General features: G+C 68.6%; 18 protein-coding genes. 13 read left to right on the forward strand and 5 right to left on the reverse strand.

Going from position 1 to position 20,061, the window contains the following annotated elements; translation table 11 throughout:
• Window positions 1–48: 48 nt before the first annotated feature.
• Window positions 49–432 (reverse strand): hypothetical protein, encoded by a 384-nt coding sequence (locus QFZ58_RS08825; RefSeq protein WP_307124368.1) that lies wholly within the window; start codon window positions 430–432, stop codon window positions 49–51.
• A gap of 502 nt (window positions 433–934) precedes the next feature.
• On the opposite strand from QFZ58_RS08825, the gene QFZ58_RS08830 reads away from it, so the two are divergent.
• Complete coding sequence (locus QFZ58_RS08830) at window positions 935–1,870, forward strand: DUF5655 domain-containing protein (protein ID WP_307124369.1); 936 nt, start codon at window positions 935–937, stop codon at window positions 1,868–1,870.
• A 97-nt stretch (window positions 1,871–1,967) separates the two neighbouring features.
• Here the strand turns inward: QFZ58_RS08830 and QFZ58_RS08835 are convergent, their stop codons facing one another.
• Complete coding sequence (locus QFZ58_RS08835) at window positions 1,968–2,714, reverse strand: site-specific DNA-methyltransferase (protein WP_307124370.1); 747 nt, start codon at window positions 2,712–2,714, stop codon at window positions 1,968–1,970.
• A 625-nt stretch (window positions 2,715–3,339) separates the two neighbouring features.
• On the opposite strand from QFZ58_RS08835, the gene QFZ58_RS08840 reads away from it, so the two are divergent.
• The 6 genes from QFZ58_RS08840 to QFZ58_RS08865 all read left to right on the forward strand — a co-directional run bounded on the left by QFZ58_RS08840 (window position 3,340) and on the right by QFZ58_RS08865 (window position 9,568).
• Window positions 3,340–4,554, forward strand: a complete 1,215-nt coding sequence (locus tag QFZ58_RS08840; protein WP_307124371.1) for an FAD-dependent monooxygenase — start codon at window positions 3,340–3,342, stop codon at window positions 4,552–4,554.
• 23 nt (window positions 4,555–4,577) lie between these two features.
• Window positions 4,578–5,618 (forward strand): cupin domain-containing protein, encoded by a 1,041-nt coding sequence (locus tag QFZ58_RS08845; RefSeq protein WP_307124372.1) that lies wholly within the window; start codon window positions 4,578–4,580, stop codon window positions 5,616–5,618.
• A 35-nt stretch (window positions 5,619–5,653) separates the two neighbouring features.
• Complete coding sequence (locus tag QFZ58_RS08850) at window positions 5,654–6,520, forward strand: fumarylacetoacetate hydrolase family protein (RefSeq protein WP_307124373.1); 867 nt, start codon at window positions 5,654–5,656, stop codon at window positions 6,518–6,520.
• Window positions 6,521–6,620: 100 nt separating this feature from the next.
• Window positions 6,621–7,070, forward strand: a complete 450-nt coding sequence (locus QFZ58_RS08855; RefSeq protein ID WP_037827391.1) for a MarR family winged helix-turn-helix transcriptional regulator — start codon at window positions 6,621–6,623, stop codon at window positions 7,068–7,070.
• 113 nt (window positions 7,071–7,183) lie between these two features.
• Complete coding sequence (locus tag QFZ58_RS08860; protein ID WP_307124374.1) at window positions 7,184–7,999, forward strand: IclR family transcriptional regulator; 816 nt, start codon at window positions 7,184–7,186, stop codon at window positions 7,997–7,999.
• Window positions 8,000–8,206: 207 nt separating this feature from the next.
• Window positions 8,207–9,568, forward strand: coding sequence for an MFS transporter (locus QFZ58_RS08865; protein WP_307124375.1), 1,362 nt, complete (start codon window positions 8,207–8,209; stop codon window positions 9,566–9,568).
• A 574-nt stretch (window positions 9,569–10,142) separates the two neighbouring features.
• On the opposite strand, the gene QFZ58_RS08870 is transcribed toward QFZ58_RS08865, so the two are convergent.
• From QFZ58_RS08870 to QFZ58_RS08880, 3 genes are all read right to left on the reverse strand, one after another.
• Window positions 10,143–10,706 (reverse strand): TetR/AcrR family transcriptional regulator, encoded by a 564-nt coding sequence (locus QFZ58_RS08870; protein WP_307124376.1) that lies wholly within the window; start codon window positions 10,704–10,706, stop codon window positions 10,143–10,145.
• A gap of 143 nt (window positions 10,707–10,849) precedes the next feature.
• Window positions 10,850–12,241, reverse strand: a complete 1,392-nt coding sequence (locus QFZ58_RS08875) for an amidase (protein ID WP_307124377.1) — start codon at window positions 12,239–12,241, stop codon at window positions 10,850–10,852.
• Entirely contained in the window at window positions 12,228–12,434 is a 207-nt protein-coding gene (locus tag QFZ58_RS08880) for a hypothetical protein (RefSeq protein WP_307124378.1), read from the reverse strand. Before QFZ58_RS08880 ends, QFZ58_RS08875 begins: the two co-directional genes overlap by 14 nt.
• Before the next feature lie 146 nt (window positions 12,435–12,580).
• Between QFZ58_RS08880 and QFZ58_RS08885 the strand changes: the two genes are divergently transcribed.
• From QFZ58_RS08885 to QFZ58_RS08915, 6 genes are all read left to right on the forward strand, one after another.
• Complete coding sequence (locus QFZ58_RS08885; RefSeq protein WP_307124379.1) at window positions 12,581–14,011, forward strand: MFS transporter; 1,431 nt, start codon at window positions 12,581–12,583, stop codon at window positions 14,009–14,011.
• The gene (locus QFZ58_RS08890) at window positions 13,917–14,840 is read left to right on the forward strand and encodes an MBL fold metallo-hydrolase (protein ID WP_307124380.1); all 924 of its coding nucleotides are present in this window, start codon (window positions 13,917–13,919) and stop codon (window positions 14,838–14,840) included. Before QFZ58_RS08885 ends, QFZ58_RS08890 begins: the two co-directional genes overlap by 95 nt.
• 1,366 nt (window positions 14,841–16,206) lie before the next feature.
• On the forward strand, window positions 16,207–18,408 hold the full coding sequence (locus tag QFZ58_RS08900; RefSeq protein WP_307124381.1) for a sensor histidine kinase: 2,202 nt from the start codon (window positions 16,207–16,209) through the stop codon (window positions 18,406–18,408).
• Window positions 18,405–18,806, forward strand: coding sequence for a roadblock/LC7 domain-containing protein (locus QFZ58_RS08905; RefSeq protein WP_030826382.1), 402 nt, complete (start codon window positions 18,405–18,407; stop codon window positions 18,804–18,806). The genes QFZ58_RS08900 and QFZ58_RS08905 overlap by 4 nt, the downstream gene beginning before the upstream one ends.
• Complete coding sequence (locus QFZ58_RS08910; RefSeq protein WP_307124382.1) at window positions 18,806–19,177, forward strand: DUF742 domain-containing protein; 372 nt, start codon at window positions 18,806–18,808, stop codon at window positions 19,175–19,177. Before QFZ58_RS08905 ends, QFZ58_RS08910 begins: the two co-directional genes overlap by 1 nt.
• A complete protein-coding gene (locus QFZ58_RS08915) occupies window positions 19,164–19,754 on the forward strand; it encodes an ATP/GTP-binding protein (RefSeq protein WP_307124383.1) in 591 nt (196 codons plus the stop codon). Before QFZ58_RS08910 ends, QFZ58_RS08915 begins: the two co-directional genes overlap by 14 nt.
• Window positions 19,755–20,061: the final 307 nt, after the last annotated feature.

Here is a 20,061-nt window from a genome sequence, read left to right on the forward strand (position 1 = left end):
GCTGCATCGAGGCGGCCTGGGAAGTAGATCATCTTGGTGCGGCAGAGGTCAGGCTGACCTGGTCCCGATCGTGACCGTGATCCGCTTGGTTTTGGCCGGTTCGACCAGGTCCAGGCCCGACCCATCCGCCATCAGGAGACGGGCTGTAGGGCGATTGGCCCCAGCAACGAACCGGTAGGGCTCCGCGGACTCGAGCAGGACAACCCGACCCGTGCGCTGCAGATCGAACGAGATGACATAGCTCGTCGTGTCGACACGGAGGGTGCGATCGACGACGTCCGCTGCTGTCACCACCTCCCCCGCTAGCGCCTCTAGAGGCGGCAGCATCATCTTCAGCGAGTTGATGCCAAGCACCTGGAGTACGGAGATCCTCTGCCCCATGAAGGGCTCCAGCAGATGCATGATCTCTGCTGCTGACTGGATGGTGGCCATGCAAGCATCATGACGGATGGAGGAGCCATGCAGGCGCCGGGCTGATCGATTGCCCCCTTGATAGCTCAGTGAGGGACGCCCTCCGTGGGAGAAACTCGAAGTTTCACGATGGTTCGCTGCCCCCTTGGTAACCGGCACACCTTCTCCTCAGCCTCGATCCACCGCGTGAATCCTGATCCGTTTTAGGATGATTTGACGGTTTCGGCTAGAGATGGGTGCCGGATGGCCGGTCCGGTGGCGGGGTCTCCGAGGTCCTTCAGACCGCGGGCGGGCAATCGGTCCGGCTGGTCAGTGCGCAGGCGGTGACGACCGCACGCCGACCTTCGGGCCGTCACGGCGGAGGCTGAGCGGCGCATCGATTTCCGCAGCGTCATCCCCTTCCAGCCCAGCATGTGCACACCCCTTGAGCGTCGCCTTGCTGAGTGATCGGACTGCCCGCAGATGGAATATGCAATGCGTTCGTTCGATTGGTCTTCTTGCAGAGATCACGGGAGGGGTGCTGGTGGCGGAGCTGATGATGTTCCGGCAGGACGCGGACGGACGGGACGTCGAGCTGGCCGGCTCGAATGTGGCGCTGGAGGTGGAGCTGCAGCGGCGGGTCGAGGCTGGTCTGGAGCAGATGTTGGGCGTCCGGTTCCTAGCGTCGGAGTATCCGACCGGTCCGTGGCACCGAGGGCGGATCGACACCCCTGGGTTGGACGAGAACGGCAGCCCGGTGGTGATCGAGTTCAAGAAGGGCTCGGACAGCGGAGTGATGTCCCAGGCGGTCTCCTACCTGTCCTGGCTGGAGTCGGCGCAGTACGAGTTCGATGCGCTCGTCCGGACGGTGCTGGGCGCGGAAGCCGCCGAGTCCGTCGACTGGCGTCGTCCGCGGATGATCTGCATCGCGGCCGGCTTCTCCCACCACGACCGGGTGGCCGTGCAGCGGCTGCCCGAGCGGATTGACCTGGTGCGCTACCGGATCTTCGACGGTGGCCTGCTGGGGCTGCTGCTCGTGGACTCCGCGACCGGCTTCCCGAGCGCTGCCTCATCTCGCCGCGGCCGGAAGCAGGCACCCGTGGCGGACAGCGTGCCGACGGCTTCGGTGGTCTCTCCGCCTGCGGGTGGAGGACAGGTGCCGGAGTGCCTGCGGCACCTATACGCGGAACTGGACGAGGCGCTCACGGCGTGGGGCGATGTGGAGGTGGCGTCGCTGCGGCACTACATCGCCTACCGGCGGTTGGTGAACGTGGCGTCGGTGATCTTCCGTCCGAAGCACGAGGCGATCCTGGTGTACCTCAGACTCGACCCCGACACGGTCGAGCTGGAGGAGGGCTTCACCCGGGACATGCGCGGTATCGGACACCTCGGGACCGGCGACCTGGAGGTCCGTATCGTCTCGGCAGCCGACTTGGAGAAGGCGGCGCCGCTGATCCGGCGGGCGTTCGAGGCGGCCTGACATAACAGGAGGTGCGGCTGGTGCATCAGTTAGTCGATGCACCAGCCGCCCCTTTGGCGTCTGTGGGCCGCCGGCCCCGGCCTCTCCGCTCTCACGCTCATGCCTCCGGTCCGGCCAGCTCGAAGTCGGCCTTCGTCAGTTCGGCCCGCAGCCGCTCCTCGGCGACGTCGGCGTAGTGCGCGGACAGCTCGACGCCCACGAAGCGGCGTCCCTCGCGCAGGGCCGCGACCCCGGTGGAGCCGCTGCCGGTGAACGGGTCGAGGACGGTGCCGCCCTCGGGGCAGACCTGGACGAGCTGCTGCATGACCTCGACTGGCTTCTGGGTGATGTGAACCCGGCCCTTGCGGGGCTGGGAGGCGATGTAGTGGCCCGGCAGGTAGAGGTCGCGGGTGTTGTCGAGGGAGCCCTTGACCCCCCAGATGATGAACTCCGAGTCCTGCTTCGGCCCGCCCTTGCGGGGCCGACTGGACGGCTTGATCCACGGAATCGTGCCGCTCCAGGTCCATCCCGCCATCTGCAGTGCGTCGGAGGTGGTCGGCTCCTGTCGCCAGTCGGTGAAGACCATCGCGACCGCGTGCTCGGTCGAGGCCCGGTACGCCTCGGTGAGAAGTTCGGTGAGCCAGGAGCGGTAGGAGCGCTGGTCGCGGTTCTCGCCCGGGAAGTTGGCGAGGTCGTGCGCCGAGTTGCTCGTGACGTACTTGGCGCGGGCGGTACGGCCGGTTCGATCGGAGCTGGTGCGGCCCCCGGAGTTGTACGGCGGATCGGTGATCACCGCCTGGACGCTCTCGTCCGGGAAGGACTTCAGGACGGTCAGGGCATCGCCTCGGTGCAGCGTGTAACTCATGGGGCCTCTTTTCGGGCGCGGCGGACTCAGGACCTGCTCCGGACAACGCTCAACGGCGTGCATCCGGTGCGAGGTTGCAGCGGAGGTTAACGGCGAGTTCCGGCCGCGCCCAACGAGGTGGCTCCCTGCTTCGGGCCCCTGGATGGCAGTCGTTTGGTGCGGCCGGAATCCCGGTCTACTGTCTCGCCGTGTCACCGGGAAGGAGCGCTGCTCCACCCCCGTTGAGCTGTGCTTATCCGTGCTGTCTCGTCCAATCGGGCGGCGTCGGAGGCATGTTGCCCATCTGCCCGCGAGCGCCGTGAGGAGGCCCATGTGCACTGCCTGAGATTACGAGCGCGGCTGGCTGCCGCGCGTGACCTGAAACCGGCGTCCTGGAGCTACCAACTCCTCTGACCCGGGCCCGCCGAGAGGCGGATGCACATCGGCGCGGTGCCGACGGCGGCCGCATGTTGAGCGCACGGACCTGAGCCGCGCCCCCTGCTGACCTTTCTCCGCGAAACCGTTGACACCGGGGTAACACCCTCGCAATATGATCCGTACACCAATGATTAGCGTACTGATCATTTCGGCGACGCTTCTCGTCGCCTTCCATCGGTGTCCTCCACTTCCCTGCCAAGGAGGCCATATGTCCGTGACCCCTGTTCCACTCCGCATCGCCGTGGTCGGCGGCGGTATCGGCGGTCTGGCCGCGGCGCTGTCCACCGCCCGCGCCGGTCACCATGTGACCCTGGTGGAACGCGCCGCCCAGTTCGGGGAGATCGGAGCCGGCCTGCAGCTCGCCCCGAACGCTTCTCAGGCCCTCGAAGAACTGGGGGTGCTCGATGCGGTCCGGCGCACCGCGGTCGCCCCGCCCCGGCTCGTGATGATGGACGCCCTGAGCGGAGAGCAGGTCACCTCTCTCGATCTCCGCAGCCCGGGGTACACCGAGCGCTTCAGCCATCCCTACCTGGTCACGCACCGCACGGATCTCCACGCCGCGCTTCTCGCGGCCTGCCAGGAACACCCCGCCATCACGCTGCGCACCGGACACACCGTTACGCACGCCGAGCAGGACGACTTTGCGGTGCACCTGCATTTCGCCGAGACTGCGACAGAACTGACGGCCGACGCGGTCGTGGCGGCGGACGGCCTGCACTCGCGGCTGCGCCAGGCCTTGGTCGGTGACGGGGAGCCGGTCTGCTCGCGCTACGTGGCGTTCCGCGGAGCCCTTCCCGCGGACAAGATGACCGGCCGGATGTCACAGCACGCCGCTTCCGACGCGGTGATGGTCTGGGCCGGACCACGCATGCACCTGGTGCAGTACCCCGTACGGCGCGGCGAGCTCTACAACCAGGTCGCGGTGTTCGAGAGCGACCACTACACACCGGACTCCGACGCCTGGGGCACCGAGGCCGAGCTCGAGGAACGCTTCGCGGGAACCTGCCAGGCCGTGCGTGACGCCCTGCCACTGATAGCGCGGGACCGGCGCTGGCCTCTGTTCGACCGTCTCCCCATCGACAACTGGGTGCACGGCCGGATCGCGCTGCTCGGCGATGCCGCGCACCCGATGTTGCAGTACCTGGCCCAAGGCGCCTGTCAGGCACTGGAGGACGCGGTCGCCCTCGGAGGGGCTCTCGGCCGGTTCACCGACCCAGCCGACGCCTTCACCGCGTACGCCGATCAGCGCAGGGAGCGTGCGGCACGCATCCAGACCAACGCCCGCCGCTTCGGTGAGATCTGCCACCTGGAGGGCATGGGGGCGACCTTGCGCAACCAGCTCTTCGCGTCACGTAAGCCCGAGGACTTCGACGACGTCTCCTGGGTGTGGACGCCGTCCCCAGCCACCGCGCCCACCCCGTGATCGAGCAACCGCAGGAGGACACCATGACGACCGACGAACTCGCGTACAAAGCCCTGCCGGGCCTGGGTGCGGCTCCGCTCTGGCGCTTCTACGGGAACCTGTTCCCCGCCCAGCCGAAGAGCCGCGCCGTTCCCTACCGCTGGAGCTGGCAGGAACTGCGGCCCCTCCTGCTGCACTTCTCCCAGACCCTCTCGCTGGAAGAGGCCGAACGCCGGGTCCTCATGCTCGTCAACCCCGGTCTGAGCGATCCCCCGGCCACCGTCAACACGCTCTACGCCGGACTGCAGATCATCCTGCCCGGCGAGACCGCGCAGGCCCACCGGCACACCTCCAACGCCTTCCGCTACATCCTGGAGGGCAGCGGCGCGTGGACGACGGTCAACGGGGAGCGCGTCTTCATGGCTCCGGGTGATCTGCTGCTCACCCCGGGATGGCACTGGCACGACCACACCCACGAGGGCGACGCGCCCATGATCTGGCTCGACGCCCTCGACTACCCGCTGGTCAACGCCCTGGAAGCCGGCTTCTACGAGAAGTTCCACCAGCGCCTCCAGCCCGTTACCCGAGCGGACGACGCGGGCAGCAGGCAGTTCCTCCACGGCAGGCTCAATCCCGTCTGGCTCTCGCAGGACGGGCCCAACTCCCCCGTCACCCGCTACACCTGGCAGGAGACCCAACGGTCACTGGAGGGCATCGCCGACGCGGCCGAGGGAAGCGACGTCGACGGCATCGTCCTGGAGTACACCAACCCGTGGACGGGCGGCCCGGTCATGCCCACAATCGGCTGCCGCGTCCAGCGCCTGCGCCCCGGATTCCAGGGAGCAGGCCGTCGGCACACGGCCTCCACCATCTTCAACGTCGTCCGCGGTGAGGGCGCCACGATCGTGGACGGCGTACGACTGGAGTGGGGCGAGCACGACACCTTCGCGGTGCCCGGCTGGGCCTCCTACCGTCATCTGAACGCCTCCGCCTCCGCCGACGCGGTCCTGTTCTCGTACAGCGACGAGCCGGTCATGCGCTCCCTCGGCCTCTACCGCACCGAAGACGCCGACCCCGGCGCCTGATCTCCCCCACCCCGACACTCAACAAGGAGGCCACGATGCGTCTGGCCCTGTTCAACAAGGGACGCGTCGGAATCGTCGACGGCGACGACCTCGTCGACGTGACCGAACAACTCAGCGGAACCGGCACCCCGAGTGCCGCCGGTGCGCTGCACCAGCACATCGAGACCGTCGCACGCGACGGAGCAGTACAGGTCGACCTCACCGGCTGCGCACGCGTTCCGCTCGACGAAGCGGCCCTCGAAGCCCCGCTGCCCCGGCCCGGAAAGGTCGTCGGCGCACCGGTCAATTACCTCGACCACAAGGCCGAGATGTCGTACACCACCTCGGTTGCCGACCTCGGCGTCTTCCTCAAGGCCAACTCCTCCGTCATCGGCCCGGGCCAGGACATCGTCCTGCCCTACACCGACAAGCGCACCGACCAGGAAGGTGAACTGGGCGTCGTCATCGGACGCACCGCCAGCCATGTCGACGCGGCCGAAGCACTGGACCACGTCTTCGGCTACACCTGCGTGCTGGACATCACCGTGCGCTCCGGCGAGGACCGCTCCACACGCAAGTCGTTCGACACATTCACACCGATCGGTCCCTGGATCGTCACCGCGGACGAGATTCCGGACCCCGACTCCCTCGACCTGCGCTGTGACGTCGCCGGCACCACCCGACAGCGCACCAACACGGCCGATCTGATATTCGGGGTCGCGGAGCTGATCGCATACACCTCGTCCGTGATGACACTCCACCCCGGCGACGTGATCGCGACGGGCACGCCCGCCGGAGTGGGGCCGCTCAGTCACGGGGACCGTGTCGTCCTGGAGATCGACCGGGTCGGCCGTCTCGAAGTGGGTGTAGACGGCTCCCGGGCCACCCCGTACGACCAGCGCCCCGGACGACGGGACCGCTGACGGAAGGTCGCACACAAGGTGGTGCCGCGCACTCCTAGACTCCATCCAGACCGGCTGTCTCTCGGCCGGCACCACCTAGACGACGGACGGAGGGAGCACCGTGGCGCGCGCACTGGAGCTGCCCAACTACATCGGCCATCTGATCCGGCGGGCCGAGCAGGTGCACACGGCTCTCTGGACCCAGCATGTGTCCCGGGAGATCACTTCCCAGAAGTTCGCCATCCTGAACGCGCTCAGCCGGGACCCCGGTGTGGACCAGCGGACTCTCGGGCGCCTCACCTCCCTGGACCGCTCCACGGTCAACCTGATGATCCGCCGCCTGACCGACCAGGCTCTCGTGAGCCAGGTGCGCGACGAAGAAGACCGCAGGCGAACCCTGCTGAGCCTCACCGACGAGGGGGCCGCGCTGCTCGATTCCCTGATCGCTCCGGCGGAACGGATCAACGAACTGCTTCTCAGATCACTTCCCGAGGGTGAACGGGCCATAGCCGTCGACATCCTCAGCAGACTCGCTTCGCTGGATGAGGAATCGCTCCGCGGCGGAGCATGAGACCTGACCGGGCGTCCCTCGGATGAGACCCGTTCAGTGCTCGGACTTCCCTCTTCGGGCGAGGAACAGAGGCTGTCGAACGACCGCACCACGGGCGAAGAAGGTGTCACACATTGACATACGACCGCCTCAAGACCGGTGCACCGCCGAACCGGCGACCCGATCAGAAGCCCGCACAGGCCACCGGCACGGGCCCTGTCATCGGCCGCGCACTGCAGATCCTCGGCGCCTTCACCGCCGAGCATCCGTCCCTCTCGTTGAGCGACCTGGCCCGGCGAGCGAGTCTGCCCGTGTCGACCGTTCACCGCATGCTGGGCGAGCTCCTCGCCTGGGGCGCCCTGGAGCGGGACGCACAGGGACGCTACCGCGTCGGACTGCGGCTGTGGGAGGTCGGATCCCTCGCGCCCCGCAGCCAAGGGATACGCGAACTCGCGCTGCCTCAACTGCATGAACTCTCCGCCATCACCCGCGAGAACGTACAGCTCGCGGTCCGTGACGGTTCGGAGGTCGTCTTCGTGGAGCGCATCGGCGCCGACGGCGCCGTGCCCACTCTGACACGAGTGGGAGGACGGCTCGCCATCACTGCCACAGGCGCAGGACTCGTGCTGCTCGCCCACGCCCCGGCCCGGGTGCAGGACGAAGCGATGGCCCGGCCGATCCAGCGGCATACCCCGTACACCCTGACCGACCAGGTCCAGCTCAGGAGAGTTCTCGCCCAGATACGCGTGTGCGGATACGCAGTGAGTGACCGGCAACTGTCCGCGGAAACGCTGTCGGTCGCGGCCCCCGTCACGACCGCGGACGGAGAGGTGGCAGCAGCCGTTTCCGTCGTCGTCCGGCACGGACCCACGCGTGTGGGACCTCTCGCAGATCTGGTCCGCTCCGCCGGCCGAGCTATTTCGCGGGCACTTCACACACCCGCCTCCTGAGATGTTCTCTCCCGTAACAATTACCTTCCCGCCATCCGGAAAGACGCCTGGCCGCCGAACGCCGCTGCTCTCAATATGACTGCACCGACAGCCGAACCGGCCGGACGTCACGCGGCGCTCCGGGGTTCAGTCGGCACACCGCAGTCGACAACGGAGTGCTGCCATGTACATGTACCTCGCATGCCCCACCCAGCAGCGAGTCGTCCGATGAGCGCCCGCCTCATGGAGGCCTTGGACGACGGGCCCATGAGCCGTTTCCAGTGGAGTGCGATCGCCATATGCGTACTCCTCAACACCCTCGACGGCTTCGACGTCCTCGTCATGTCCTTCACCGGAAAGACGATCTCCGGCGAATGGCATCTCGACTCCGGCACCCTCGGGCTTCTGCTCAGCAGCGGCCTGGCAGGCATGGCCCTGGGAGCACTTCTTGTCGCACCCTGGGCCGACCGGATCGGCAGGAGGCCCGTCATCCTGGCAGGTCTGGCCATCGCAGCAGGTGGCATGATGCTGTCGTCGACCAGCCAGAACTGGCAACAGCTCGGCGCGCTTCGCCTCCTGACCGGCGTCGGCATCGGCGCGGTGCTGGCCTGTAGCAACGTCGTCGCCGGGGAGTTCGCCTCACGCCGCTGGCGTGGTCTGGCCGTCAGCCTCAACTCCACCGGGTACGCCGTGGGTGCGACGGTCGGCGGCATCTCGTCGGTGGCGCTCATCGACCACTACGGATGGCGGTCGGTGTTCCTGGTCGGCGGATTGGCCACCCTGGCCGTCATTCCGCTCGCCTTCTGGCTCCTGCCGGAGTCCCTCGACTTCCTCATCACCAGAAAGCCCAAGAACGCCCTGCACAGGGTCAACGCACTCGCCCGTCGCATGCGACAGTCCGAACTCACTTCGCTCCCCGACATGGGCAAGACGGAGCACTCCGCCACAAGTGGATTCCGTAGCCTCCTCGCGCCAGGCCTGCGGCGCCCCACCCTGGTGCTGTGGGGAGCGTTCTTCCTGGTCATGGCTGCCTTCTACTTCGTCACGAGCTGGACGCCGACCCTGCTGGTGGAAGCCGGCATGTCGTCGAAGCAGAGCCTGACCGGCGGCACCCTCCTCAACCTGGGCGGCATCTTCGGCACCGCTCTCCTGGGTGCACTGGCCGCGCGCTACGCGCTCATCAGCGTGCTGCGCACCTACCTCTTCGTGGCCGCCGCGCTGGTCGTAGCGTTCGCGGCCTCCACCGACACCCTCGCTCTGGCTTTCTGTGTCGGCGCGGTCATCGGTGTCGCCGTGAACGGGTGCATCGCCGGCCTCTACGCGCTCACACCGAACATCTACCCGACCGAGCTGCGCGCCACAGGCGTGGGAGCAGCCATCAGCGTCGGCCGGGTAGGCGCCATCATCGCCCCTTCCGCGGCAGGCTGGCTGTTGGACGTGAACTGGACACCGTTGGCGCTCTACGTAGTAACGGGAGTGGTATTCGCCGCCGCGGGGCTGCTCCTGTTTGCCATGCGTACCATCCAGCCGGCATCCGACGCCACGCCTCTGAGCTCCCGTATCCGCGATGACGACCACTCGATCGCATGACGGCCGCCGCACACTGAGGTCCTGACAGTTGGCCGATCCCTGCCCCTCGCCGAGACGGATGAGCACGGGCGCGCCAGCCGCTTCGGCCGGGGCGAGGTCGACATCGATGACGACATCGGCGCCGAACCCTCCGGTCAGTTCACCGACATCTGAAAGCCTTCAAGGGCGGCTCCGCCAAACCCCTCCTGGCCTGCACGAATGCGAGGCGGGGCCGGGTATGACGGAGGCCCTGGGACTTCTCTGGGACTGTGAACCAGGAGCGACGGCTTACGAACACCGCGCTCTCCACATGATGGGTCATCGAAAAGATGTCGCGGGAGGACGACCCTCTAGTACGCACAGGTCAAAGGCCATCTTCGGCTCCGATGAAGGGCGCCCGGGGCACCCGGAGCGTCAAACGGGCGTCACGACCCCAAGGCTAGGTCCTGGTCGGCCATCGCTGGGGAATTTCAGGACCCCTGCCGGTACAGCCGACCGCTCGGCCTCCCCGGCCCACCAGACCGCCTGATAAGCGAAGTGGTCAGCTGGCGGGTTTCTACGAGCACCAAGGGGCGGCGCGTCCCGGAGCCGTCCGTCAGACTTGTTGGTGGAGGGCGTTCGTCACGAGCTCGCGAGCGTACGCGGCATCCAGCCGGCCCGGGCGGAAGAGGATGCGGTACATGATTGGCGCCACGACACGGTCGATCAGCAGTTCCGTCCCGGGCGCCGGCTCTCCTCGCTGCACCGCACGGGCCAGCACGGCGTCGATCTGCTCGGCGGCATACGCCGAACACTGACCGGCGTTACTGCCGTCGGGGTCGCCGAGCAGGGCGTCCCGGATGTAGGCGCGCCCGGGCGGCGAGGCCATCTCGTCGAGGAACTGTTCCGCCCACGCGTCGAGATCGGCCCGCAGGCTTCCGAGATCGGCCGGATCCGTTTCCGGGCGCAGCCGTTCGACGGCCACGTCGGACAGGAGTTCCTGCAGGTCGCCCCAGCGACGGTAGATCGTGGACGGGGTCACGCCCGCCCTGGTCGCCACCATCGGGACCGTGAGCGCGTCGCGGCCCACCTCTCCCACGAGTTCACGTGCCGCCGCGTGGACGGACTGCTGTACGCGTGCGCTGCGCCCGCCGGGGCGGGCCATGGGCTTGGGACTCATGCGGCCCACCTTAATGCGAATCCGTTGCTTCTAGGCGGTGGCCGGCGTCGGTGACCCGGGGACGGCGGGTCCGGGCGCCCGAGCACGGCAGACGTCCCCGCTGCGACGCGACCGCACGCCAGCTGAAGCGTCCGCCCCTCCCGTCAGGCCGCTACAGGAGCGAGCCGCCCCGCACCGGCCACCGACTCCTCGTAGACCCGGCCCACACGGAGCACCGTCGCATCCTGGAAGGGACGCGCCATCAGCTGCATACCGATCGGCAGTCCCCCGCGGTCGTGACCGACCGGCAGAGTGAGGGCCGGGACGCCGGTGATGTTGGCGGGGGCACAGAGACGGACGTAGCTGTCCGACACGGCCTCGGTCGTGCCATCGGCCCACTCGACGGCTTCCTGCCCCGCCTCGGCGGCGGTCATCGGCACCGTCGGCGCGGCGAGGACGTCGACTCCTTCGAACATGCGAGCCCAGGCGTCGCGCATCATGGTGCGGGCCCGCTGGGCACGGAGGTAGTCGCCCGCGGAGGTGAGTTCGCCGGCCTCCAGCAGGATGCGGACATCCGCCGCGTACAGGCCGGGGTCGGCCCGCAGCGACCGCTCGTGGTACGCGGTGGCCTCGGGAACCATCAGCCCCCACTGGACGGCCTGGAGGTAACGCGCCATCGGGATCTCGACGTCGACGAGCTCCGCTCCCAGCTCCGCCATCCGCTCGATCGCGCCGCGTACGGACTCCTCGACCTCGGGCGTGACGCGGTCGAAGTAGTGGTTGCGCGGTACGCCGACCTTCAGTCCGCGCAGGTCGCCTCCCGGGAAGCCGTCCAGTGCGGGGCCGGACACGCTCGCCGGGTCGCGCGGGTCGTGGCCGGCGGTCGCCGACAGCACCAGCGCGGCGTCCTGGACGGTGCGGGTGAGGGGGCCCACGTGGTCCAGGGACCAGGACAGCGAGGTCACGCCTGTGCGTGGGACCAGGCCGTAGGTCGGCTTGAGGCCCACCACGCCGTTCAGGGCCGCGGGGACCCGGATGGAACCGCCCGTGTCCGTGCCCATGGCGAACGTCGCTCCGCCGGCCGCGACGGCCACCGCCGAGCCGCCGCTCGACCCGCCCGCGACCCGGCTGTGGTCCCAGGCGTTGTTCGTCTGCGGAGTGGTCAGGCCGTAGGCGAACTCGTGCGTGTGCGTCTTACCCAGGAGCACGGCCCCGGCGGTGCCGAGGCGTTCTGCCACCCGGCTGTCGTGTTCCGCCACGTGCCCCGCCCGGACGCGCGAGCTCGCAGTGGTCGGCATCCCCTCCGCGTCGATCAGGTCCTTGAGCGCCATCGGGATTCCGTGCAGCGGTCCGCGCGGCCCGCTTCCGGAGATCTCCCGTTCGGCGAGGGCCGCTGCGGCCAGGGCCGCGTCGGCGGCGACCATGACGTAGGCGCCCAGCCGTCCTTCGACGGCGGCGATGCGGGAAAGCACCGATTCGGTGAGTTCGACGGGGGACAGTTGCCGTGCGCGCACCGCACGGGAGGCTTCGGTCAACGACAGCTCAAACGGCTGCATCGGCGTTCCCCTGTCCGGCTCGGTAGGAGGACGCGGGAGGGGTGTCGCCGAAGTCGAGCTCGCGCAACGTGCCGATCACGGAGTGGATGTGGTTGGCCGTCATGGCCACTTCTTCGTGTCGGCCGTCATCGAGGGGAAGCCCCGCCCGCAGTGCCCCTCGGGCTGCCTCTTGTGAGGTGAGTTCGCTGGTCATGACTTCCTTCCGGATCTGTGCCGCGCAACGGGCCGGAACTGGTCCAGGCCCCCGATCACCGCAAAAGCTAATTATTTGCTTTAGTCGATCGTAAGACCTACGGTGCCTTAAAGCAAACCTATTGCTTTACGTCGGGAAGGATCCTCATGCAGACCGTCTCCGCGGGCCTCGCGTCTCCCCGCACCTCCACATCCCGACGCCTGCCGTTCGCCGTGTACGCCTCGATCCTGATCGCGCTGCTCGCCGCATCCAGCGCGCCGACCCCGCTGTACCCCCACTACCAGGCTCAGTGGCAGTTGTCGGCCCTCGACATCACCGTGGTCTTCAGCGCCTACGCCCTGGCGCTCCTGATCGCACTACTGACGACCGGAACCCTCTCCGACCACGTCGGACGCCGCCCCGTGCTCCTGGGTGCGCTCGCGCTCCAGGTCGCCTCCATGGCACTGTTCGCCACGGCTGGCGGCCTGACCACCCTGATCGTCGCCCGCGTGCTGCAGGGCGTCGCCACCGGCGTGGCGACCAGCGCGGCGGGTGCGGCTCTCCTCGACCTGGAAGACCCCGCCCGGCCGGGTCGCCCCGCTCTGGCCAACAGCATCGCGCCGGTGACGGGGATGGCGGTCGGCGTCCTGGCGGCCACCCTCATGGTGCGCTTCGCCCCCGTTCCGACGATCACGGTGTACGCGGCCCTGACCGCCGTGTTCGCCGCGCAGGCCATCGCCCTCGTCTCGACGTCCGAGACCGTCCGCCGCCGTCCCGGAGCGCTACGCTCAACGCGGCCCCACCTGGCGATGCCGCCGGCAGCTGCCCACACTCTCCTACTCCACGGCGCCGGCGTCGTCGCCGTCTGGGCGCTCGGCGGCTTCTACTCGTCCCTGGGACCGGGCTTCACACGGCTCATCTCCCCCGGCGGACCCGAATACGCGGGCGGCCTGGTCTTCTTCACGCTGACGGCCGTCGCCGCCCCGACGGTGTACTTCACGCGCGGGATGCGCGCCGACGTCTCCGCTCTTCTTGGGAGCTGCGCGGTGATTCCGGCGGCTGCCCTGACCTTGGGTGCCCTCCATCTCGCCGGCCCCGTGCTTCTCTTCGCCGGGGCGGCGCTGGCCGGGTTCGGCTTCGGAGCCGTCTCCCAGGGCGCGGTGCGCGCGGCCGTCGACTCGGTTCCGGCCCGGGAAAAGGGCGGCACGCTCGCCTCCTATTACGTACTCAGCTACTTGGCGATGAGTCTGCCCGCCATCGGCGCCGGCGCCCTCACCGCCGGCTTCGGACTGCGTGCGACCGCACTGGCCTATGCCGGCTGCGTGGCCGTACTGGCGATCGTCGCGGTCGCGACGCTGGCCGCGCCGCGGCGCGGTTGGCGCCGGACCCCGTCCCCGCACGCCCGCTCCGACCCGGCTGCGAGCAACTACGCATCCGCCCACCCGACACACCCGCTCCAGACATCTCCCTCCTCGCGACCCGTAACAGGTAAGGAAAGTCACCATGTTCGCCTCATCGCAGACGCCCGAGTTCACCCCTTCGTGGACGGTGGGCGACCACACCGTGCGACGCATCGACGAAGTGGTCCTGCCCGCTGAGACCGGTCCGTGGCTGCTGCCCGGGGCAACCACCGACCTCGTGGACCGGACTCCCTGGCTGAGCCCCGAATTCGCCGACGAACAAGGCGTCCTGCGCCTGGCGAGTCACAGCTTCGCCGTCGAGGTGGACGGCATACGGGTGCTGGTGGACACCGGCATCGGAAACGGGAAGCAGCGCGCCAACCCCGCCTGGCACAACCTGGACAGCGACTACGAAGCACGGCTACGGGCGGCGGGCTTCGCACCGGAGAGCGTTGACGTCGTGATCCTGACCCACCTCCACGCCGACCACGTGGGGTGGAACACGCGCGCCGAGGGCGACGCCTGGGTGCCCACCTTTCCGAACGCGCGCTATCTCGCCTCGCGCACCGAGTGGGACTACTGGGCGGGTGTCGACATGGAGGAGGCGCGTCGGCACATGTTCCGGGACTCGGTCCACCCCGTCCGGGAAGCAGGTCTGTTCGACCTCATCGAAGTCGCGGACAAGGGCACGGACGTCGCGCCGGGCATCCGCCTGCTGCCAACCCCCGGCCACACACCGGGGCAGGTAGCCGTGGAACTGAGCAGCCGTGGCGAGACCGCGCTGGTCACCGGCGACAGCATCCACCACCCGGTCCAGATGGCGCATCCGGAGCTCTGCAGCTGTGTGGACATCGCTCCCGCCCTCGCGGCCAGGACCCGGAACCAGGTGCTCGCCTCGCTGGCCGGTACGTCAACTCTCCTGCTGGGAAGCCACTTCCCGCCGCCGACCGCCGGACACGTACGACGCGAGGCCGGCGGATACCGGCTGGTCCCGGCCTCCTCCATGGTCACGCCCAACGGCGGCTGAAGCGGAGCGGGCCGGGCGCCCGGGACGTCACCCCGCACCGAGCCGGCGCGGGGTGACGTCCCGGCCGTCCGAGACCCGCAGACATGCCCCGATCATCGATCGCCAGGGCACTGGTGGACTACCACCTCGCGAGGGCAAGGACACCGGCATCGTCACCCCTTACGGGATCCAGGCGGAGGCGGCGTGGGCCACGGAGGAACCAGGCCGGCCTCTGCCGCGACGTGCTCGCCATTAGCCCCTCGTGGGAGCGATCAGCGGCACTCCACGCGGCGGACGTCGGCCTGTTCAGCGTGGGCCCCCTCTTGCCGAGCGGTGGGACGCGGTGACCGCTGGGCACCGTGTGCGGATGACCGGGGAGAGCGGGGTGGACCCGGAAGCAGCGCGGTGTACCCGCTGAGTCGCGGTGCCCGTTCGGAGTGCCTGACGGGGGCGTTCATGGATCAGGGCGGCCAACGCCCTCCCCGGCACATCCGGCTCCGTGGCCGAAAAGGGAACCGTCTTCTCGCCGCCCTGGCGGAGACCTGGTGAGCGACGATCAACAGGGCAACGAGGAGAGGAGAGGGTGCCGATGGAGGCGTTCACGCACGAGCCCGGCGCCGATCGGCTCTTCGGGGTGGAGCACTCCCGGACCAGGGGTCTGGGTCGCCGCGGACCACGTAACCCCGAACCTCCACGGCCGCGCCAGCCGGGCCGCCACCGGCACGACCGCCCGGCCCCGACCGTGAGCAGCTCACAACAGGAAGGCGCGCGCGGGAATCAATGCCTGCGCCCGAAGTGTCGCGCAACGCGCCAGGAGCGGACCGGCTGCCGGTGGACCTGCCTCCCGCACGACCTGCCGTCCAAGAGCGCGGCGTACTACTACTACGCCGCCTGACGGGACCACGGGACCGACCAGGTCAGCCACGAACCACTGCGCCGGCAGGCGAGGGAGAGGTCCCACTGATCAGATGCCGGTCGGTCCAAGACGTGCGACCGGGGGAGCCGGTTTCCCTGTCTGCACGAGCACGCCTGTGCCCAGGCGTCAGGTGAACGCCAACGTCCGATGTGAAATGCTTCGTCGCCATTACCACATATGACCAACGGAAGTCATCTCTCCGTTTCTCCGGTGCGGCTGGTTATGATCGGTACCTCACGTCGCGTCAAAGCCGAACCAGACTTCCCCCAGTCCTGAACCCAGGACTGCGTCTGGTCTCGGCGGTCGGGCCGTCCCCACTGGTTCCCCGCTCTCCGAGGACTGATGTCTCCCATAGAACCCGAAGGCACACGAGGGCAGCCGGCGACTCGTCGGCGGCGTACTCTGCGCCTGCGTACGCTACTCATTTGGCTGGCAATCGTCCCTATTCTGGCGATGAGTACCCAAGTGGTCATGACCGCACAGCCGCTGATACACCAGTCAAAGCAACTGCGCGCTGATGTGGCAGTCGGTGAGCGGACCGATGTACCCCTGACCAGGCTGATGGTCGAACTGCAGGCTGAGCGGACGATGACCGCCACACGGTGGGCGAGCGGCTCCGTGTCCGGAAGAGAGCTGCGCGAGCGGCGCGCGGCCACGGACCGGGCCGCGGACGAGTTCCGTCGGGCAGCGGACGGAGCTCTGGCGGCGACCGGGCGCGAGGACGACCACTACGTCGCGGAGCTGAAGCACGGTCTCGCGGATCTGGCCGCGTTCCGCGAGCGCGCGGACGCCCGCAGCGGGGACGCGGATCGGACGATCGGCTACTACTCCGACCTCGTCGACCGCATCATTTGGGTCTACCAGAACGAGTTCAGCCATGCGGAAGACGCCGAGCTCATCCAGGAGAGCGGCCTGGTCGTCACGGTGTTCACGGTGTCCGAGATGGTGGCACGTGAGACCACCCTCCTCGCCATGGCCGGGCCGTCCAGGCGTCTGAGCCCCTCCGGGTTCGCCGAATTCGTCAACTCCGTCGGATCCCAGCGGTACCAGTACGACGAGTGGGTCGCGCCGTATCTGACGGCCGAGGACAAAGCGGCCTACGACCAGGTCTTCGCCTCGGACGGCTGGAAGACAAAGGTCCGCATCGAGGACGCGGTCATCTCCGACCACCGGAACACCGCGTCCGGTATCGGGCTACCCAAGGAAGCCGATGCCTGGCAGGCCGCGTATGACGAGTTCGCGGCGCGTCTTGCCGCGCTCAACGCGAAACAGGGGCGAGCACTACTCGTGCACGCCGACGCCAAGGCCATGCAACTGGAGAACGGGGTCATCTGGCTGAGCGTCGGAAACGGCGCAGCCGTCTTTGCCGTCGCGGCGGTCATCGTGCTCACCACGCGCTCCGTGCTCCGCCGCCTGCGCGGTCTGCACCGACGTACGGTGACCATTGCCGAGGACACGCTGCCGGATGTCGTTGCCCGGCTCCAGCGCGGGCAGCCCGTCGACGACGAGGCGCTGCCCGCGGTGAGCGGAGACCGGGACGAGGTCGGACGTATCAGCGACGCGTTCGCCCGGGTCGTCTCCGTATCCGTCGACGGTCATGCGCGGCTCGCGGCCGAGCGCCAGGGTTTCGGTATGTTCGCCGCGGGCATCGCCTCGCGCACCGGAAACCTGGTCAGCCGCCAGTTGGCCCTCATCGACGAACTGCAGGACGCCTTCGGGCACGACGAGGAGCTTCTCGCCCGGTTGATGCGATCCGACCAGTTGACGGTGGGTATGCGGCGGCAGATCGAGAACCTGCTCATCCTGGCAGGTGGGGACATCCCCGATCCGCACACCGAGCCCATGCGCGTCGCCGACCTGCTGCGCGAAGCCGCCGCGGAAGTCGAGGACTTCCGGCGGATCGAGCGCCAGGCCCTGGACGAGATCAGCGTGGTACCGCGGGTGATCAGCGAGATCAGCCACCTCCTGGCAGAACTCCTCGACAACGCCACCCGGTTCTCCCCGCCGCAGTCGAAGGTGGTCGTCCGTGCCGAACTCGTGACAGACGGGCTGTTGGTCGACATCGAGGACCGCGGGCCTCGGGTGACCGCCGCAACCTACGAGGAGATGAACGGGCGTCTGCACTCGGCCCCGCCGTATTCCGTCCTGGCGGAAAACGCTCACCGGCTCGGACTCTTCGTGGTCGGCCACATCGCCGAACAGCTCGGGGCCACAGTGACGCTGCGCCGCTCGGTATACGGGGGGACGTCGGCCGTGGTGATCCTTCCCAAGGAACTCCTCGTGCCGACCGAACCGGTCCGGGCGGGAAAGGAAGCGCCGCGCGCGGCGGCGATGCCCGCCCCGGCACCGGCGCCGTCCGACGAACGCAAGCCCGAGCTGGTCCTGCACGCGAAGACCGTGTCGGCCGGCCGTAGAACGCCGGAGCGCTTGCCCCAGCGGCCGGTGGAGAGCAAGCCGTCGGTTCCTTCCCTCACACGGGACGGTGACGCGAAGCCTGCCCTCCCCGAGCGGGTCCCCCAGGCTCACATCGCCGAGCAGCTCCGCGCGCCACACGCACCGGAGCCTGCCGTCCATCAGGATGCGGCGACACCCGAGGAAGTGGCCGACGCCTGGGCGGACTACGAACACGGGACTCAGACAGTGGAAGAAGAACTCCGACAGGATCAGCCATGACGACAACGAACGACATGATCTACAGCGTCTTGGACAACAACCTGAGCAGGATCGCCGGCATCCAGGGAGCCGTACTGCTGTCCAACGACGGGATCAAGCTCAGCTCGTACGAACTGGAACGGGACCAGGCGGAGCGCATAGCCGCCGCGTCCTCCGGTATCGCTTCCACGATGAAGGCGATATCCAGGGAGGTCGACGGCGGCCGGGTGATCCGCCAGCTGGTCGAGATGGACGACTGCTATCTCTGCATCGTCGGGTGCGGGGAGGGCAGCACGCTCATCGTGGTGACCTCCCGCAAGGCGCGGCTGGGGGAGCTGGGCGGTGAAGCCGTGCGCACCGCCCAGGCGCTCGGTGAGTGGCTGAGCACGCCTGATCGCGGCCAGGCGCAGCCGTCGTAATGGCGGACGAGCCGGGGCCGCGAGAGGGAGGCCACCGCCGGACGCGGCTGTACGCGCTGACCGATGGACGTACGGCGGCTGCACACACCGCCCTCACCATGGACGCCACGATCACGGCGGTGGCCGTCGAGGACGGCCACGGCGGCCTGCCCAGCGAGTGGCAGGCCATCCTCGCGATGTGCTCGCCTCCGGGCGGCTTGGCGGTCGCCGAGATCGCGGCGCGCATGCACATCCGCCTCACTCCCATGACGCTTCTTCTCGGCGAACTCGCGGATCGGGGGCTGATCGAGCACCGGCCACCCCTGGAAGGGGCCGAGACGACCAATGTCCACCTGCTTATGAGAATCAGGGACAACCTTGCCCGGATATGACACCCCTGCCCAGGAAGCGGACCCCGTCAAGATCCTCATCGCCGGGGGATTCGGCGTCGGCAAGACGACCCTGGTCGAGACGGTCTCCGAGATCGAGCCGTTGCGCACCGAGGAGCGGCTGACGAGCGCGGGCGTCGGCGTCGATGACCTCGACGGCATCGAGTCCAAGGCGGTTACCACCGTCGCGATGGACTTCGGCCGCATCACCCTCACCGACGCACAGGTCGTGCTCTACCTGTTCGGCACACCTGGCCAGGAGCGCTTCTGGTTCATGTGGGACGACCTGCTGAACGGAGCACTCGGGGCGATTGTCCTTGTCGACACACGACGCCTCGACCGCAGTTTCCCGGCCGTCGACTTCTTCGAGAACCGGGGGCTTCCGTTCGTGGTCGCCGCGAACTGCTTCCACGGCGAACAGCCCTACACCGCCCAGGAGATCAGGGCGGCACTGCATCTGCGTGACCCGAACACACCCATCCACTTGCTCGATGCCCGCTCCCGTGACGACGCGCGCGGTGCGCTGCTCTCGCTTCTGGACATGCTCATCACCAAAGCCGGGGGCGCGGCGACCGGCTGACTTCGGCCTGCCACGTGGTGGCGTGGAGGTTCACGACCGCGACCGTAGACCCCGTCCAGGCCGCCGCCGCGTCGGCCGTCGAGGAATACGGGCCGGTACCAGCCGTCGTCCGTGTACTCGACCCAGCCGTCGTCGAGGAACGCCTCTCGCGGCACGGCCCGGACAGTCGGCTCCCACCGGGCGCTGCAAAGAACCTGAAGCGGGGCCGTTCCCCGCGTCAGGTCCTGGTACCGCTTTTCAGCCTGTGGCAGCGGGCCCCACCGTTGAACGGTCAAGCGAGGTCATCGCCGTGGTGGGCATCCTCGGC

This window comes from Streptomyces sp. B1I3, from assembly GCF_030816615.1.
In the GTDB taxonomy this organism is placed as follows: domain Bacteria; phylum Actinomycetota; class Actinomycetes; order Streptomycetales; family Streptomycetaceae; genus Streptomyces.

What these genes read in the sequence shown, in the direction of transcription:
- QFZ58_RS08825 (WP_307124368.1), bottom strand. Translation starts at nt 432, where the DNA reads ATGGCCACCATCCAGTCAGCAGCAGAGATCATGCATCTGCTGGAGCCC.
- QFZ58_RS08835 (WP_307124370.1), bottom strand. Translation starts at nt 2,714, where the DNA reads ATGAGTTACACGCTGCACCGAGGCGATGCCCTGACCGTCCTGAAGTCC.
- QFZ58_RS08840 (WP_307124371.1), top strand. Translation starts at nt 3,340, where the DNA reads ATGTCCGTGACCCCTGTTCCACTCCGCATCGCCGTGGTCGGCGGCGGT.
- QFZ58_RS08845 (WP_307124372.1), top strand. Translation starts at nt 4,578, where the DNA reads ATGACGACCGACGAACTCGCGTACAAAGCCCTGCCGGGCCTGGGTGCG.
- QFZ58_RS08850 (WP_307124373.1), top strand. Translation starts at nt 5,654, where the DNA reads ATGCGTCTGGCCCTGTTCAACAAGGGACGCGTCGGAATCGTCGACGGC.
- QFZ58_RS08865 (WP_307124375.1), top strand. Translation starts at nt 8,207, where the DNA reads ATGAGCGCCCGCCTCATGGAGGCCTTGGACGACGGGCCCATGAGCCGT.
- QFZ58_RS08870 (WP_307124376.1), bottom strand. Translation starts at nt 10,706, where the DNA reads ATGAGTCCCAAGCCCATGGCCCGCCCCGGCGGGCGCAGCGCACGCGTA.
- QFZ58_RS08875 (WP_307124377.1), bottom strand. Translation starts at nt 12,241, where the DNA reads ATGCAGCCGTTTGAGCTGTCGTTGACCGAAGCCTCCCGTGCGGTGCGC.
- QFZ58_RS08880 (WP_307124378.1), bottom strand. Translation starts at nt 12,434, where the DNA reads ATGACCAGCGAACTCACCTCACAAGAGGCAGCCCGAGGGGCACTGCGG.
- QFZ58_RS08885 (WP_307124379.1), top strand. Translation starts at nt 12,581, where the DNA reads ATGCAGACCGTCTCCGCGGGCCTCGCGTCTCCCCGCACCTCCACATCC.
- QFZ58_RS08890 (WP_307124380.1), top strand. Translation starts at nt 13,917, where the DNA reads ATGTTCGCCTCATCGCAGACGCCCGAGTTCACCCCTTCGTGGACGGTG.
- QFZ58_RS08900 (WP_307124381.1), top strand. Translation starts at nt 16,207, where the DNA reads ATGACCGCACAGCCGCTGATACACCAGTCAAAGCAACTGCGCGCTGAT.
- QFZ58_RS08905 (WP_030826382.1), top strand. Translation starts at nt 18,405, where the DNA reads ATGACGACAACGAACGACATGATCTACAGCGTCTTGGACAACAACCTG.
- QFZ58_RS08910 (WP_307124382.1), top strand. Translation starts at nt 18,806, where the DNA reads ATGGCGGACGAGCCGGGGCCGCGAGAGGGAGGCCACCGCCGGACGCGG.